This window comes from Pseudomonas sp. USHLN015 (genome assembly GCF_037153275.1).
GTDB classification, from domain to species: Bacteria; Pseudomonadota; Gammaproteobacteria; order Pseudomonadales; family Pseudomonadaceae; genus Metapseudomonas; species Metapseudomonas tohonis.
The window spans coordinates 56,876-73,348 of sequence record NZ_JBBCKP010000018.1 but is presented as its reverse complement, the minus strand read 5'-3'; the positions used below and the strand labels follow the sequence as shown (position 1 = coordinate 73,348).

Sequence of the window (16,473 nt, the reverse complement as noted above, 5' to 3'; positions counted from 1 at the left end):
TGGACCGGGCGTTGCGTATTGCAGCTCGCGCTTAGAGGCTGCGAGCCACTTGGACCTTCTCGAACACTTCGATCTTGTCGCCGACCTTGACGTCGTTGTAGCTCTTCACGCCGATACCGCACTCCATGCCGGCACGCACCTCGGACACGTCGTCCTTGAAGCGGCGCAGGGATTCCAGTTCGCCTTCGAAGATCACCACGTCGTCGCGCAGTACGCGGATCGGACGGTTGCGGTGGACCATGCCCTCGACAACCATGCAGCCCGCGATCGCGCCGAACTTCGGCGAGCGGAACACGTCGCGCACCTCGGCGATACCCAGGATGTTCTCCCGGACGTCGCTGCCGAGCATGCCGGACAGTGCTTTCTTAACGTCTTCGATGATGTCGTAGATGATGTTGTAGTAGCGCAGGTCCAGGCCTTCCTGCTCGACGATCTTCCGGGCGCCCGCATCGGCACGCACGTTGAAGCCGAACAGTACGGCGTTGGAGGCCAGCGCCAGGTTGGCGTCGCTCTCGGTGATGCCACCGACGCCGCCACCGACGACACGCACCTGCACTTCGTCGTTGCCGAGATCCGACAGCGCGCCCTGCAGGGCTTCCAGGGAACCACGGACATCGGACTTGAGGACGATGTTGAGCGTCTTCTTCTCGTCCTGGCCCATGTTCTCGAAGATGTTTTCCAGCTTGCCGGCATGCGCGCGGGCCAGCTTGACCTCGCGGAACTTGCCTTGACGGAACAGGGCCACTTCACGGGCCTTCTTCTCGTCGCTGATCACGGTCAGCTCGTCACCCGCATCCGGGGTGCCGTCCAGGCCGAGGATCTCGACCGGGATGGAGGGACCGGCTTCCTTGATGGGCTTGCCGTTCTCGTCGAGCATGGCACGGACGCGACCGAAGTTGACGCCGCAGAGGACCATGTCGCCCTGGCGCAGGGTACCGTCCTGAACCAGTACGGTGGCCACCGGGCCACGGCCCTTGTCCAGGCGGGACTCGACCACGACACCACGGCCGGGGGCCGACGGGGTGGCTTTGAGTTCCAGGACTTCGGCCTGCAGCAGCACGGCTTCCAGCAGCTCGTCGACACCGGTACCGACTTTCGCCGAGACGGGTACGAACTGGGTGTCGCCGCCCCACTCCTCCGGGATCACGTCACGACCGGCGAGGTCGTTCTTGATGCGGTCGAGGTCAGCTTCGGGCTTGTCGATCTTGTTCACCGCGACCACGATCGGCACGCCAGCTGCTTTCGCGTGCTGAACGGCTTCTTCGGTCTGCGGCATCACGCCGTCGTCCGCCGCCACTACGAGGATGACGATGTCGGTCGCCTTGGCACCACGGGCACGCATCGCGGTGAACGCGGCGTGGCCAGGGGTGTCGAGGAAGGTGACCATGCCACGGTCGGTTTCGACGTGGTAGGCACCGATGTGCTGGGTGATGCCACCGGCTTCGCCCGCGGCGACCTTGGCACGACGGATGTAGTCGAGCAGCGAGGTCTTGCCGTGGTCGACGTGGCCCATGACGGTCACGACCGGCGCGCGGTGGATGGCTTCACCTTCGAACTTCAGGGATTCGGCCAGTTGCTCTTCCAGTGCGTTCTCGCTGACCAGCTTGACCTTGTGGCCGAACTCTTCTGCGATCAGCTGGGCAGTTTCCTGGTCCAGCACCTGGTTGATGGTCACCGGGGTGCCCATCTTGAACATGAACTTGACGACTTCCGCGCCCTTGACGGTCATCTGCGCAGCCAGTTCGGCCACGGTGATGGTCTCGCCGATATTCACATCACGCACAATCGGTCCTGTCGGGCTCTGGAACCCGTGCTGGTTGCGCTTCTTGAGCTTGGACTTGCCACCACGACCGCCACGACGGTAGCCGTCGCTTTCCTCTTCGGTGCTGCGCGGGGCGACACGCGGTGCCGGAACCTTTTCCTTCTCCTTGACGGAGGGGCGGTGCTGCGTGTGCTTGCGATCACGGCGCTCGTCTTCGTCACGAGCCTTCTCGGGACGGCGCGGCTCTTCCTTCTTGCGATCGTCGGCGCCTGCGGCAGCGGCAGGAGCCGGAGCAGCCGCAGGAGCGGTCGCTTCGGCAGCCACGGCGGCAGCAGGTGCTGCATCGCCGCCGCGAGCGGCTTCCAGGGCACGGGCATCGGCCTGGCGACGGGCGTCTTCTTCGGCCCGGCGCTTGGCTTCTTCCTCGGCCTTCAGGCGCGCGGCTTCTTCAACGGCACGCTGCTCTTCGAGCTCGCGCTGCTTCTCGGCCTCGATCTCGTCGGGGCTGCGTTTCACGTACGTCTTCTTCTTACGTACTTCGACGCTGATGGTCTTGCTACCGGCCACTCTCAGCGTAGTGGTGGTCTTGCGCTGCAAGGTGATCTTGCGGGGCTCTTCCAGCCGTTCGCCGTGACTGCCCTTGAGATGCGCCAGCAGCGCCTGTTTCTCATTGTCAGTCACAACTTGCTCGGCGCTGGTGTGCGGCAACCCTGCCTCACGCATCTGCAACAGCAGGCGCTCCACCGGTGTGTCGACCACTTGGGCCAGTTCTTTCACCGTGACTTGCGTCATGCACTTCTCTCCTCAGGCCGCGACTGCTTACTCGAACCAATGGGCTCGGGCGGCCATGATCAGCTTGCCGGCACGCTCTTCGTCCATGCCGTCGATGTCGAGCAGGTCGTCGATAGACTGCTCGGCCAGGTCTTCGCGGTTGACTACGCCACGTACTGCCAGCTCAACAGCCAGCTCTTTGTCCATGCCTTCGAGAGCAAGCAGGTCGTCCGCCGGCTGAGCGTCAGCCAGTTTTTCTTCAGTGGCGATAGCCTTGGTCAGCAGGCGATCCTTGGCGCGGGCACGCAGCTCGTTGACGATGTCTTCGTCGAAGCCGTCGATGCTCAGCATCTCTTCCATCGGTACGTAGGCGATTTCTTCCAGGCTGGTGAAGCCTTCTTCGACCAGTACCTGGGCCAGTTCCTCGTCGACTTCCAGCTCGTCGACGAAGGCCTGCATGATGTCGCCGGTCTCGGCCTGCTGCTTGGCCTGGATGTCGGCCTCGGTCATCACGTTCAGCGTCCAGCCGGTCAGTTGGCTCGCCAGGCGAACGTTCTGGCCGCCACGACCGATGGCCTGGGCCAGGTTGTCCTCGCCCACGGCGATGTCCATGGCATGGGCATCTTCGTCGACGATGATCGCTGCCACTTCGGCCGGAGCCATGGCGTTGATCACGAACTGCGCGGGGTTGTCGTCCCACAGCACGATGTCGACACGCTCACCGCCCAGCTCGCCGGAAACGGCCTGGACGCGCGAACCACGCATGCCGATGCAGGCGCCTTGCGGGTCGATGCGCTTGTCCTTGGAGCGAACGGCGATCTTGGCGCGGGAGCCCGGGTCACGGGAGGCGGCCATCACTTCGATCAGCTCTTCGGCGATCTCCGGCACTTCGATGCGGAACAGCTCGATCAGCATCTGCGGCGCGGTGCGCGACAGGATCAGCTGCGGACCGCGGTTCTCGGTGCGGATCTCTTTCAGCAGCGCGCGAACGCGGGCGCCGACACGGAAGGTCTCGCGGGCGATGATGTCCTCTCGGGCCAGCAGCGCCTCTGCGTTGTTGCCCAGGTCGACGATCACGTTGTCACGGGTGACCTTCTTCACGGTGCCGGAGATGATGTCACCCAGCTTCTCGCGATAGGCCTCGACGACCTGTGCACGCTCGGCTTCGCGAACCTTCTGGACGATCACCTGCTTGGCGGTCTGCGCAGCGATGCGGCCGAACTCGATGGACTCGATTTTTTCTTCTACGAAATCACCGACCTTGGCACCAGGTTGCTTCTCCTGGGCCTCTTCGACGGTCAGTTCGGCCGCGGGGTTTTCCTGGTCGTCTTCTTCGACGACCGCCCAGCGGCGGTAGGTGTCATAGCTGCCAGTATGGCGATTGATCTCCACACGCAGCTCCACTTCATCTTCGAAGCGCTTCTTGGTAGCAGTGGCCAGAGCCAGCTCCAGCGCCTCGAATATCACGCCAGCCGGTACGCCTTTCTCGTTGGATACCGACTCTACAACCAGCAGTACTTCTTTGCTCATCGTACGCCTCGCCTTTCGCAATCCATTGGATCCGCGGGATCCGCGTCTCAGTCAAAACGGGGAATGATGTTGGCCTTGTCGATCAGATCGATCGGCAGCAGGTACTCGTGATCCTCAACAAGAACCACCACATCCTGTTCCTCCACCCCGCGGAGGAGCCCCTGGAAATTACGTCGCCCATCGTAGGGCGAGCGCAACTTGATCTTCACCAGCTCACCGGCGTGTGCCGCGAACTGCTCAAGACTGAACAGCGGTCGATCCATGCCAGGCGAGGACACCTCGAGGGTGTATTCGCTGGGGATGGGATCTTCCACGTCGAGAACACCACTGACCTGGCGACTGACTTTTTCACAGTCGTCGACCTGGATGCCGTTCTCATGATCGATATAAACCCGCAGCAGCGAATGCCGCCCCTGGGACAGGAACTCGACGCCCCAGCATTGGTAGCCAAGCGCTTCGACTACCGGGGCCAGCAAGGCCTGCAACTGTTCTAGCTTGCTCGACACCTGATTGCCCTCGCATGCTGTGCAAATAAAAAATGGGCGAAACGCCCATCCATTCGAACCAATCGGCAAACGACCGATGGCTAACTGTCCCAGCTAGCAAAAAGCCCCTAAAAAGGGGCTCCGCTACTACTGGTTGCGGGGGCTGGATTTGAACCAACGACCTTCGGGTTATGAGCCCGACGAGCTACCAGACTGCTCCACCCCGCGTCAAAGCTGGGGCGAGAGTATACGGCCTACGTGCATACACGGTCAACCGAACACCTCACCAACAAGAAAGCCCGCATACAGCGGGCTTTCTTGTTTTGTATGGTACCGAGGAGGGGACTCGAACCCCTACAGCCTATGGCCACTACCACCTCAAGGTAGCGTGTCTACCAATTCCACCACCTCGGCAAAACTTGCCTTACTTCTGCTCTGGAGCCTGAGGTACATCACCTGCACTTTCTGCAGGCTTCTGCTCTTCGAGCACCGGCACATCATCAGCTGCCGGCTTTTGCTGCTGAACCTCGACAGCTGCCGGATCCGGCAGACCAACGTGACTCAGAGCTTCAGCCTTTTCTTTAGCGAAGAACGCTAAGCCCAGGCTGGTAATGAAAAAAACCGCGGCGAGTATACCAGTAACTCGACTCAGAAAGGTAGCAGAACCTTGACTACCGAAAACGGTACCCGAAGCTCCCGCACCAAACGAGGCGCCAGCATCCGCACCCTTACCCTGCTGCAGCAACACCAACGCGACGACGCCGAGCGCGCCGAGCAGGTGAACCACGATAACGACAGTTTCCAGCATCTCGTCAGCTTCCTGCGGCACGACAGATCGCGCCGAATTCATCAGCATTCAGGGAGGCTCCACCAACCAGCCCCCCGTCGATATCCGGCATGCCGAACAATTCGGCCGCACTGGCCGCCTTGACACTGCCGCCGTAGAGAATCCTCACACCACGCGCCACTTCGGCATTTTCCGCTGCAAGCTGACCACGTATTGCAGCGTGCACCTCTTGTGCCTGCTGCGGGGTCGCCGTGAGCCCTGTACCGATAGCCCAGACCGGCTCGTATGCGACCACCGCTTTCGCGAATGCCCCCACACCGAGCTCTTCGATCACGCTACCGAGCTGACGCCCGACAACCTCTAGAGTCCTGCCCGCCTCACGCTGCTCCTGCGTCTCACCGACGCAAAGCACCGGAACCAGACCACAGGATTGAGCCGCAGCGAACTTGCGACTCACCACTTCGTCGCGCTCACCGAGAATCAGGCGGCGCTCAGAGTGACCGACGAGAACCAACGTGCAACCGGCATCAGCCAACTGACTCGCAGCAACCTCACCCGTCAGCGCGCCCTGCATGGGCTCTACTGCACAATTCTGCGCACCGATGGCAATCGACTTGCCATCCAGGCCTTGAGCGACCTGATTGATGTACAGACAAGGCGGGAATACCGCGACCTCAATACCAGCCGGCAAGGCCAACTGGCGAAGCCCTTTGATCAGCTCTGCGACGCTGGCGCGGGTACCGTGCATTTTCCAGTTACCAGCTACCAGGGGGCGACGCATGCTTTACCTCGTCGATCAAAGTGGGCGCAGATGTTACCCAAGGTTTTTTGAAGTAGCAAGAGAAATCAAGCACATACCTCGGTTACGACTTTAACCAGTTCTTCCGCGTAACCGCGGACCTGGCTTTCGTCGTCGCCCTCGACCATCACGCGAACCAACGGCTCGGTGCCGGACTTGCGCAGCAGCACGCGTCCGCGCCCCGCCATCTTCTCAGTGACACGGGCACAGGCATCCTTCACCGCGGGGTGCTCGACCGGGTCGACACCGCCGCCGGCAAAGCGCACGTTCAACAGCACCTGAGGGCACTTGCGCATACCTTGACGGGCCTCTGCCAGCGATTGGCCACAACGCTGCAGGGCCAGCAGCACCTGAAGCGCAGCGATCAAGGCATCCCCGGTGGTGGTGAAATGACTGCAGAGGATATGCCCCGAGTTCTCACCACCGAGACTCCAGCCCCGCTCCTGCATGTCGGCTATGACATAGCGATCCCCAACCTTAGCGCGCGTGAAAGGCACGCCAAGCTCGCCCAGAGCGAGCTCGAGCCCGAGGTTGCTCATCAACGTCCCGACTACACCGCCCCCCTGGAGCTTGCCACGCTCATGGAGGTCGCGGGCAATGATGAACAGCAGCTCATCACCGTCCACGACGGAGCCGGTGTGATCGACCATGAGCACACGATCCCCATCACCATCGAAGGCGATGCCGATGTCCGCATGCTGGGCCACCACTTCCGCCTGCAACGCTTCCATGTGGGTGGAACCGCACTTGTCGTTGATGTTCAGCCCATTGGGCTGAGCCGCGAGCACCGATACGCTGCCGCCCAACTCACGAAACACACTGGGAGCGACCTTGTAAGTCGCCCCGTGCGCGCAATCGACCACGATCTTGAGCCCCGCGAGATCGGTACTCATGGGCACCGTACTCTTGCAGAACTCGATGTAGCGGCCGGCCGCATCATTGATACGCGAAACCTTGCCGAGGTTGGCCGACTCGACCACCACCATGGGCTGATCGAGCAACTCCTCGATCATCAGCTCGACCTCGTCGGAGAGCTTCACGCCCTGGCCGGAGAAGAACTTGATGCCATTGTCGTTGTGCGGATTGTGCGAGGCACTGATGACGATCCCCGCATCGGCGAGGAAGGTCCGGGTCAGGTAGGCGATGGCCGGGGTCGGCATCGGCCCGAGCAGCATCACATCGGCACCTGCGGCGGAAAGACCGGCCTCCAGCGCGGACTCGAACATGTACCCGGAGATACGGGTGTCCTTGCCGACCAGGATGCGGCACTTACCCTGCTTGCGGAACGCCATGCCGGCAGCCCAACCCAGCTTGAGCATGAAATCAGGGGTGATGGGGAACTGCCCAACATGGCCGCGAATGCCATCGGTGCCGAAATACTTTCTGCTCATGAATGCTCCGTGTTTCTTATTCCGCTGCCTGTACTGCAGCGATCATGCGTACGACATCGACAGTCTCGGCCACATCGTGCACCCGCAGGATGCAGGCGCCCTTGGCCACGGCCAGGGCCGCCAGAGCCAGACTACCGTAAAGGCGCTGATCGACATCGCGACCCAGCACCTGACCCACCATGCTCTTGCGTGAAACACCTATCAGCAGGGGACGCCCGAGACCATTCAGTTCTTCGAGATGCCTGAACAGGCCCAGGTTGTGTTCGAGGGTCTTGGCGAAGCCAAATCCCGGATCCAGCAGAATACGCTCCACCGGTATACCTGCAGCGACGCAGGCCGCCATGCGGTCGACAAGAAACCCTGCGACCTCACGCGTGACATCCTCGTACTGCGGATTCTCCTGCATGTTCCCCGGTTCACCGAGCATGTGCATCAGGCAAACCGGCAGGCCGGTATCGGCTACCGCATCCAGCGCACCATCACGTCGCAGTGCGCGGACATCGTTAATCATCCCCGCCCCCAATCGAGCGCCTTCACGCATGACGGCGGGCGTCGAAGTATCCAGGGAAATAATCACGTCCAACTCGCGGGCGATCATCTCGACCACCGGAGCGACACGCTCCAACTCCTCGGTAGGAGAAACCGCCCGCGCTCCAGGCCGGGTCGACTCCCCCCCTACATCAATGAGCGTAGCGCCGGCGGCTACCATCTCGGCGGCGTGACGAAGCGCCGCATCGTGCTGACTGAAACGCCCGCCGTCGGAGAAGGAGTCTGGAGTGACATTGAGGATGCCCATCACGTGTGGGCGCCCCAAATCAAGAACCCGGTTGCCGCAAGGCAACCGGGTCAGGTACTGCGTGGAACTCATGTAGGAACCTTAGTGTTCGCCAGCCGGCCCGCCGATCGGGTTCTCGGTACGAGGAGCTTCCTCGCGAGGGGCAGGTTTGCCGGAAGAGGCACCCGGGCCGCCTTGCCAGTCCTTGGGCTCACGAACCTGGCGACCGGCCATGATGTCGTCGATCTGTTCGGCGTCGATGGTTTCGAACTTCATCAGCGCCTCGGCCATCATGTCCAGCTTGTCGCGGTTGTCCACAAGGATCTGCTTCGCCATGGCGTAGCAGTGGTCGATAATGCTGCGCACTTCCTGATCGATCAGTTGCGCGGTCTGCGCCGAGACACTGGAGTGCTGGCCACCAGCGCTGCGCCCCAGGAACACCTCGCCCTCTTCCTCTGCATACATCAAAGGACCGAGCTTCTCGGACAGGCCCCACTTGGTCACCATGTTCTTGGCGATCTGAGTGGCACGCATGATGTCGTTGGATGCCCCGGTAGTCACGCCATCGAAACCCAGGGTCATCTCTTCGGCGATACGACCACCGAACAACGAGCAGACCTGACTGATCAGCGCCCGCTTGGACAGGCTGTAGCGATCCTCTTCCGGTAGGAACATGGTCACACCGAGGGCACGACCACGCGGGATGATGGAGACCTTGTAGACCGGATCATGCTCGGGAACGATACGACCGACGATGGCATGACCTGCTTCGTGGTAAGCGGTATTGAGCTTCTCCTTCTCGGACATGACCATGGATTTGCGCTCGGCGCCCATCATGATCTTGTCCTTGGCCAGCTCGAACTCTTTCATCTCGACGATGCGCTTGTTGACGCGAGCGGCGAAGAGAGAAGCCTCGTTGACCAGGTTGGCCAGGTCGGCGCCGGAAAAACCAGGGGTACCACGAGCGATCACACCAGCGTCGACGTCGTCCCCCATGGGCACCTTGCGCATGTGCACCTTGAGAATCTGCTCGCGGCCACGAATATCCGGCAGGCCGACCACCACCTGGCGATCAAAGCGCCCCGGGCGCAGCAGAGCCGGGTCCAGCACGTCAGGACGGTTGGTCGCGGCGATGACGATGATGCCGTCGTTCATTTCGAAACCATCCATCTCCACCAGCAACTGGTTGAGAGTCTGTTCACGCTCGTCATGACCACCACCCAGGCCGGCACCACGGTGGCGACCGACAGCGTCGATCTCATCGATGAAGATGATGCAGGGCGCATGCTTCTTGGCCTGGTCGAACATGTCGCGAACACGGGACGCACCCACGCCGACGAACATTTCGACGAAGTCGGAACCGGAAATGGTGAAGAAGGGAACCTTGGCTTCACCCGCAATGGCTTTTGCCAGCAGCGTCTTACCGGTGCCGGGCGGCCCCACCATCAGCACGCCACGGGGGATGCGACCACCCAGTCGCTGGAACTTGCCCGGGTCACGCAGGAATTCGACCAACTCGCCCACTTCTTCCTTGGCTTCGTCGCAGCCAGCGACATCGGCCAGGGTGGTTTTCACTTGATCTTCGGACAGCAGGCGCGCCTTGCTCTTGCCGAAGCTCATGGGGCCGCCGCGACCACCGGAGCCGCCCTGCATCTGGCGCATGAAGAACATGAAGACAGCGATGATGACCAGGATCGGGAAGCTGGCGACGAGCAACTGGGTCCAGATGCTCTGCTGCTCGGGCTGCTTGCCCTCGATGATGACGTTGTTGTCGATCAGATCGCCGATCAGCCCGCCATCCTGGATGGCGGGACGAATGGTCTTGAAGGAGTCGCCGTCGTTACGCTTGCCGGTGATGACAAAACCATCGACGGTGACGCGCTCGACCTTGCCTTCCTTCACCTGACCGATGAAATCGGAATAGTTCAGCGTCTGCGGTTCGCTCGGACTGGAGAAGTTGTTCATCACCGTGACCAGGACGGCGGCGATGATCAGCCACAGGATGAGATTCTTTGCCATATCGTTCAATTAGCTACCCTCTGGAGCAGATCCCGCCCTGGGACGCGCCCCGCATGACGGCTGGTTATCAACCGGCCTAACTTACTATACAACCCCTGCCCCTGGCAGACGCCGTCTGTAACCCTTTATGAAGCATGGCACTCGCAAAACAACCGAGCCTGGCCATTCAGACCGAAAAACAAGTCGGCCGTTGCAGTCTATTCCTCGCAAAGAACACGCGCGAGCGGGTATTGCCTGGAGGAACAGTCGCTCGACGAAAGAGAGGGGACCGCGTATGCAGACCCGACACCCCTCATATTGGGGCACTCTCGAAAATCACAAGCCTTGTCGGACATTCGAAAGAGACCTCGAACCTGCGGGCGGATTACACGCCGATGACAGAGGCTCCTTCAGCCAATGCTGACTAGTCTTGGTACGAGCTGCGGGACACCGCCTGTTCAGCTGTGCGCCCCGAAATGACTCGGGTAAACTAGTCGCCTTTTTTCGCAGGGGTCTGATTATGGCGCTCTCTCAGGAGCACAAGAAGCAATACAAATCTATCGGCCACCACCTGAAACCGGTATTGATCGTGGCTGAAAATGGTTTGACCGAAGGCGTGCTCGCCGAATTGGAGCGCGCACTCAACGATCACGAGCTGATCAAGGTGCAATTCCGCATCACCGAGCGCGATGACCGCCGCGCACTCATTGATGAGCTGTGCAGCACCGGCAAATGCGAACTGGTCCAGGTGATCGGCAAGATGGCCCTGGTCTATCGCCGCAATCCCAAGCCGAATCGCAACCTGTCCAACATCAGCCGCTTCAGCGGGCTCTGAACCCAGGCCGATGACCGTGGCGCGCTCAGCGCGCCCGGACCTTCTCGCCCACCGGCACCGGCTGGATCACCAGCAAGGCGCCACAGAACGCCAGAACCAGGTAGTTGAACGCCAGCCAGCGCATCGCACTCGGCTGCAACTGGTTCACCAGCAGGAACACCACCGCCATCACCAGAACGGCCACCAGCAACTGCCCGCGCGAATCGCGCTGCAGGCTGCGGACACCTTCGATCTGGACCAGCACGAACCCCTGAACCAGCGCACAGAAAGCGGTGAATGCCACCAGCAACGGCGTCAGGCTGCGAGTGATCTCCTCCACCAGCAACGGCGCCAGACCGACGCGCTCCAGGGAAGGCACAACAACGAAGTGCAGAAGCCAGAGGCCGCCGACCCAGAGTGTCTGGGCCAGCTGCCAACTGGCTGTCGCTGCGCGGAACCGCCGACGATCAGATATGGCGGACCTCGACGATCTCGTACTCGATCAGCCCGCTCGGGGTCTTGACCGTCACCACATCGCCCTCTTCCTTGCCCACCAGGGCGCGGGCGATCGGTGATCCCACCGACAGCTTGCCCTGCTTGATGTCGGCTTCATCCTCGCCAACGATCTGGTAGGTCACGGTCTCATCGGTTTCCACGTTGGCGATATCCACCGTAGTGCCGAAGATCACCTTTCCTGTATGGGCGATGGCGGTGACATCGATGACCACAGAATTCTGCAGGCGCCCTTCGATGTCGCGGATGCGTGCCTCCACCATGCCCTGCTGCTCGCGCGCGGCGTGGTACTCGGCGTTCTCCTTGAGATCGCCCAGCTCACGCGCCTCGCCGATGGCCTGGCTGAGTTGCGGGCGCATCACCTTGGTCAGATGAGCCAGTTCCTCTTCCAGGGCACGCGCGCCCTGGACGGTCATGGGGTATTTATTCATGCCTTGATTCCTGCATGCAGATCCTGCAGCCGGCGAACGGTCTTCTCGGGACCGAACTTGAGCGCCTCACAGACCGCCTGCCCCGCCGCGATGGTGGTGGTGCAGTAGATCTTGTGCTGCAGGGCGTTACGACGGATCGAGTAGGAGTCTGCAATCGACTGACGCCCCTCGGTGGTGTTGATGATCAGGGTAACCTCATCGTTCTTGATCATGTCAACGACATGCGGACGACCCTCGGTCACCTTGTTCACGCGACGAACCGGCAGGCCGGCGGCCTCGATCACCTTGGCGGTGCCGGCGGTGGCAACCACTTCGAAGCCCAGGGCGATCAGGTCACGAGCGACCTGGACGGCTTCCGGCTTGTCATCTTCACGTACGCTGATGAATGCGCAACCGGAGTTCGGCAGGATCTCGCTGGCGCCCAGCTGAGCCTTGGCGAATGCCTCGCCGAAGCTGTCGCCCACGCCCATCACCTCACCGGTGGACTTCATTTCCGGGCCGAGGATCGGGTCCACACCCGGGAACTTGGCGAACGGGAACACCGCTTCCTTGACACTGAAGAACGGCGGGATGATCTCTTCCTGGTAACCGGCTTCTGCCAGGCTCTTGCCCGCCATGACGCGAGCGGCGACCTTGGCCAGCGACTCACCCACGCACTTGGAGACGAACGGTACGGTACGCGAGGCGCGCGGGTTCACTTCGATCACGAAGATGTCCTCGCCCTGCACCGCCATCTGCACGTTCATCAGGCCGACGACACCGAGCTCCAGGGCCATTTTCTTGACCTGGTCGCGGATCTCGTCCTGGATGTGCTTCGGCAGCGAGTACGGGGGCAGCGAGCAGGCCGAGTCACCAGAGTGCACGCCGGCCTGTTCGATGTGCTGCATGATCGCGCCGATCACGACGGTCTCACCGTCGCTCACCGCATCCACGTCCACCTCGATGGCGCAGTTGAGGAAGCGATCCAGCAGCACCGGGCTGTCGTTGGACACCTTCACCGCTTCGCGCATGTAGCGCTTGAGTTCTTCTTCCTGGTAGACGATCTCCATCGCCCGACCGCCCAGTACGTAGGACGGACGCACCACCATCGGGTAACCGATGTTCTTCGACAGGGCCAGTGCCTCGTCTTCGCTGCGCGCGGTGGCGTTGGCAGGCTGGCGCAGGCCGAGACGCTGCACCATCTGCTGGAAGCGCTCACGGTCTTCGGCGCGGTCGATGGCCTCGGGACTGGTGCCGATGATCGGTACACCAGCCTCTTCCAGGGCGCGGCAGATCTTCAGCGGGGTCTGGCCACCGTACTGCACGATGACGCCTTTCGGCTGCTCGACGCGGACGATTTCCAGCACGTCTTCCAGGGTCACCGGCTCGAAGTACAGGCGGTCGGACGTGTCGTAGTCGGTGGAGACGGTTTCCGGGTTGCAGTTGACCATGATGGTCTCGTAACCGTCTTCACGCATGGCCAGCGCGGCGTGCACGCAGCAGTAGTCGAACTCGATGCCCTGGCCGATCCGGTTGGGGCCACCGCCGAGGATCATGATCTTCTCGCGGCTCGACGGATTGGCCTCGCACTCTTCCTCGTAGGTCGAATACATGTAGGCGGTGTCGGTGGCGAACTCGGCGGCGCAGGTATCCACGCGCTTGTACACCGGCAGCACCTTGAGCTTGTGGCGATGGGCACGCAGGCTCTTCTCGGAAACACCGAGCAGCTTGGCCAGGCGCGCATCGGAGAAGCCCTTGCGCTTGAGCTTGAACATCAGGTCGCGGTCGATGGCGGACAGACCGAGGGTCTGTACGTTCGCCTCGTCCTTGATCAGGTCTTCGATCTGGACCAGGAACCACTCATCGATACGGGTCAGCTCGAACACCTCGGCGATGGTCTTGCCGGCGCGGAAGGCATCGGCCACGTACCAGATGCGATCGGCGCTGGGCACGGTCAGCTCGCGACGCAGGGTGCTCTCGGCTTCCGGATCGTTCAGGTCGAGCTTCGGATCGAAGCCGGCAACGCCGACTTCCAGGCCGCGCAGGGCTTTCTGCATGGACTCCTGGAAGGTACGACCGATGGCCATGACCTCACCGACGGACTTCATCTGGGTGGTCAGGCGGGCATCGGCCTTGGGGAATTTCTCGAAGGCGAAACGCGGCACCTTGGTGACCACGTAGTCGATGGCCGGCTCGAAGGATGCCGGGGTGCGACCGCCGGTGATGTCGTTGGACAGCTCGTCCAGGGTGTAGCCGACGGCCAGCTTGGCGGCGATCTTGGCGATCGGGAAGCCGGTGGCCTTGGAGGCCAGCGCCGAGGAGCGGGATACGCGCGGGTTCATCTCGATCACGACCATGCGGCCAGTGTTCGGGCAGATGCCGAACTGCACGTTGGAACCACCGGTTTCCACGCCGATCTCGCGCAGCACCGCCAGGGAGGCGTTACGCAGGATCTGGTATTCCTTGTCGGTCAGGGTCTGGGCCGGGGCCACGGTGATCGAGTCACCGGTATGCACACCCATCGGGTCGAAGTTCTCGATGGAGCAGACGATGATGCAGTTGTCCTTCTTGTCGCGGACCACCTCCATCTCGTATTCCTTCCAGCCGATCAGCGATTCGTCGATCAGCAGCTCGCTGGTCGGCGACAGGTCCAGGCCGCGGGCGCAGATCTCCTCGAACTCTTCACGGTTGTAGGCGATGCCGCCACCGGTACCGCCCATGGTGAAGGACGGACGGATGATGCAGGGGAAGCCAACCTTCTCCAGCACGCCGTACGCTTCTTCCATGTTGTGGGCGATGCCGGAAACCGGGCAGGCCAGGCCGATGTCCTTCATCGCCTTGTCGAAGCGCGAGCGGTCTTCGGCCTTGTCGATGGTGTCGGCATTGGCGCCGATCATCTCGACGCCGAACTTCTCCAGCACGCCGTGCTTTTCCAGGTCCAGCGCGCAGTTCAGCGCGGTCTGGCCACCCATGGTCGGCAGCAGGGCGTCGGGGCGTTCCTTCTCGATGATCTTGGCCACGGTGGCCCACTTGATCGGCTCGATGTAGGTGGCGTCGGCCATGGCCGGGTCGGTCATGATGGTGGCCGGGTTGGAGTTCACCAGGATGACGCGGAAACCTTCTTCCTTCAGGGCCTTGCAGGCCTGAGCGCCGGAGTAGTCGAACTCGCAGGCCTGGCCGATGACGATCGGGCCAGCGCCGAGGATCAGGATGCTTTTGATATCTGTACGTTTAGGCATTTTTACTCACTCGAATCCTTGGGTCAGTCGACAGGCTCAGCGGCGCTTGGCCATGGCTTCGATGAAGCGGTCGAACAACGGGGCCACATCGTGCGGGCCGGGGCTCGCCTCAGGGTGACCCTGGAAGCTGAAGGCCTCCTTGTCGGTACGCTCGATACCCTGCAGGGTGCCATCGAACAGCGACTTGTGGATCGGACGGACGTTGGCCGGCAGGCTGGCCTCGTCGACGGCGAAGCCGTGGTTCTGGCTGGTGATCATGACCACGCCGCTGTCCAGATCCTGGACCGGGTGGTTGGCGCCATGGTGGCCGTGGCCCATCTTCAGGGTCTTGGCGCCAGAAGCCAGTGCCAGCAACTGGTGACCGAGGCAGATACCGAAGACCGGGATCTCGGTCTCGAGGATTTCCTTGATCGCGGCGATGGCGTAGTCGCAGGGCTCGGGGTCGCCAGGGCCGTTGGAAAGGAACACGCCGTCCGGATTGAGCGCCAGCACTTCACTGGCCGGAGTCTGTGCCGGCACCACGGTCAGGCGGCAGCCGCGGGCCACCAGCATGCGCAGGATATTCAGCTTGACGCCGTAGTCGAACGCCACCACGTGGTAGGGCAGCTCGCTGGCCGGGATTTCCGGGTGGCTGTCGGTCTTCAGGTTCCAGATGCTGGAGCGCCACTCGTAACGCTCGGTGCAGCTGACCACCTTGGCCAGGTCCATGCCCTTGAGGCCGGGGAAGCTGCGCGCCAGCTCCAGGGCTTTTTCTGCAGTAGCGCCTTCACCGGTGAGGATGCAGCCGTTCTGCGACCCCTTCTCGCGCAGGATGCGGGTCAGGCGACGGGTATCGATGCCGGCGATGGCCACGGTGCCGTTGGCCTCCAGGTACTCGGGCAACGACTGCTTGTTACGCCAGTTGCTGGCCAGCAGCGGGAGGTCACGGATGATCAGGCCGGCGGCCCATACGCGATCGGACTCGGCATCTTCCGGCGTGGTGCCGGTGTTGCCGATATGGGGGTAGGTCAGGGTGACGATTTGCTGGGCATAGGAAGGATCGGTGAGGATTTCCTGATAGCCGGTCATGGCGGTGTTGAACACCACCTCTCCGATGGTCTGGCCGTCGGCCCCGATGGACTCACCGAGGAAAATGCTGCCGTCGGCAAGCGCGAGTATGGCTGGCTTAGTCAAGAAGACCTCCCGTAGATCAAGGCTGA

General features: G+C 62.0%; 13 protein-coding genes and 2 tRNA genes. 1 reads left to right on the top strand and 14 read right to left on the bottom strand.

Going from position 1 to position 16,473, the window contains the following annotated elements; genetic code table 11:
• Positions 1-31: 31 nt before the first annotated feature.
• The 10 genes from infB to ftsH all read right to left on the bottom strand — a co-directional run bounded on the left by infB (position 32) and on the right by ftsH (position 10,319).
• Positions 32-2,554: a translation initiation factor IF-2 gene (infB, locus tag WFQ67_RS28805; protein WP_111260163.1), complete on the bottom strand. Its 2,523-nt coding sequence runs from the start codon at positions 2,552-2,554 to the stop codon at positions 32-34.
• A gap of 27 nt (positions 2,555-2,581) precedes the next feature.
• Positions 2,582-4,063 carry a transcription termination factor NusA gene (gene nusA / locus WFQ67_RS28800; protein ID WP_111260164.1) on the bottom strand — a complete coding sequence of 494 codons (1,482 nt, stop codon included), beginning with the start codon at positions 4,061-4,063 and terminating at the stop codon, positions 2,582-2,584.
• 47 nt (positions 4,064-4,110) lie between these two features.
• Positions 4,111-4,569, bottom strand: a complete 459-nt coding sequence (rimP, locus tag WFQ67_RS28795; RefSeq protein WP_111260165.1) for a ribosome maturation factor RimP — start codon at positions 4,567-4,569, stop codon at positions 4,111-4,113.
• A 130-nt stretch (positions 4,570-4,699) separates the two neighbouring features.
• Positions 4,700-4,776 (bottom strand) — tRNA-Met (locus WFQ67_RS28790).
• A 100-nt stretch (positions 4,777-4,876) separates the two neighbouring features.
• Positions 4,877-4,962, bottom strand: a tRNA-Leu gene (locus WFQ67_RS28785).
• Between the two features lie 10 nt (positions 4,963-4,972).
• On the bottom strand, positions 4,973-5,356 hold the full coding sequence (gene secG, locus WFQ67_RS28780; protein ID WP_111260166.1) for a preprotein translocase subunit SecG: 384 nt from the start codon (positions 5,354-5,356) through the stop codon (positions 4,973-4,975).
• Positions 5,357-5,360: 4 nt separating this feature from the next.
• Positions 5,361-6,116 (bottom strand): triose-phosphate isomerase, encoded by a 756-nt coding sequence (gene tpiA, locus WFQ67_RS28775; RefSeq protein ID WP_213626340.1) that lies wholly within the window; start codon positions 6,114-6,116, stop codon positions 5,361-5,363.
• Positions 6,117-6,181: 65 nt separating this feature from the next.
• Positions 6,182-7,525: a phosphoglucosamine mutase gene (gene glmM / locus WFQ67_RS28770; RefSeq protein WP_337058879.1), complete on the bottom strand. Its 1,344-nt coding sequence runs from the start codon at positions 7,523-7,525 to the stop codon at positions 6,182-6,184.
• Between the two features lie 16 nt (positions 7,526-7,541).
• Positions 7,542-8,393, bottom strand: a complete 852-nt coding sequence (gene folP / locus WFQ67_RS28765) for a dihydropteroate synthase (RefSeq protein ID WP_213626342.1) — start codon at positions 8,391-8,393, stop codon at positions 7,542-7,544.
• A 9-nt stretch (positions 8,394-8,402) separates the two neighbouring features.
• Positions 8,403-10,319, bottom strand: coding sequence for an ATP-dependent zinc metalloprotease FtsH (ftsH, locus tag WFQ67_RS28760; protein ID WP_337058878.1), 1,917 nt, complete (start codon positions 10,317-10,319; stop codon positions 8,403-8,405).
• Positions 10,320-10,818: 499 nt separating this feature from the next.
• Between ftsH and WFQ67_RS28755 the strand changes: the two genes are divergently transcribed.
• Positions 10,819-11,133, top strand: a complete 315-nt coding sequence (locus tag WFQ67_RS28755; protein WP_173178980.1) for a YhbY family RNA-binding protein — start codon at positions 10,819-10,821, stop codon at positions 11,131-11,133.
• 25 nt (positions 11,134-11,158) lie between these two features.
• Here WFQ67_RS28755 and WFQ67_RS28750 read toward each other — a convergent pair whose 3' ends face one another.
• Genes WFQ67_RS28750 through carA form a run of 4 tightly spaced genes read right to left on the bottom strand, consistent with a single transcriptional unit; the run spans position 11,159 to position 16,447 of the window.
• Positions 11,159-11,587: a DUF4149 domain-containing protein gene (locus tag WFQ67_RS28750; protein WP_337058908.1), complete on the bottom strand. Its 429-nt coding sequence runs from the start codon at positions 11,585-11,587 to the stop codon at positions 11,159-11,161.
• Positions 11,580-12,056 (bottom strand): transcription elongation factor GreA, encoded by a 477-nt coding sequence (greA, locus tag WFQ67_RS28745; protein WP_111260173.1) that lies wholly within the window; start codon positions 12,054-12,056, stop codon positions 11,580-11,582. The genes WFQ67_RS28750 and greA overlap by 8 nt, the downstream gene beginning before the upstream one ends.
• Positions 12,053-15,274, bottom strand: coding sequence for a carbamoyl-phosphate synthase large subunit (gene carB / locus WFQ67_RS28740; protein ID WP_213626344.1), 3,222 nt, complete (start codon positions 15,272-15,274; stop codon positions 12,053-12,055). Before carB ends, greA begins: the two co-directional genes overlap by 4 nt.
• 36 nt (positions 15,275-15,310) lie before the next feature.
• Complete coding sequence (gene carA / locus WFQ67_RS28735) at positions 15,311-16,447, bottom strand: glutamine-hydrolyzing carbamoyl-phosphate synthase small subunit (protein ID WP_337058877.1); 1,137 nt, start codon at positions 16,445-16,447, stop codon at positions 15,311-15,313.
• Between the last annotated feature and the right edge of the window lie 26 nt (positions 16,448-16,473).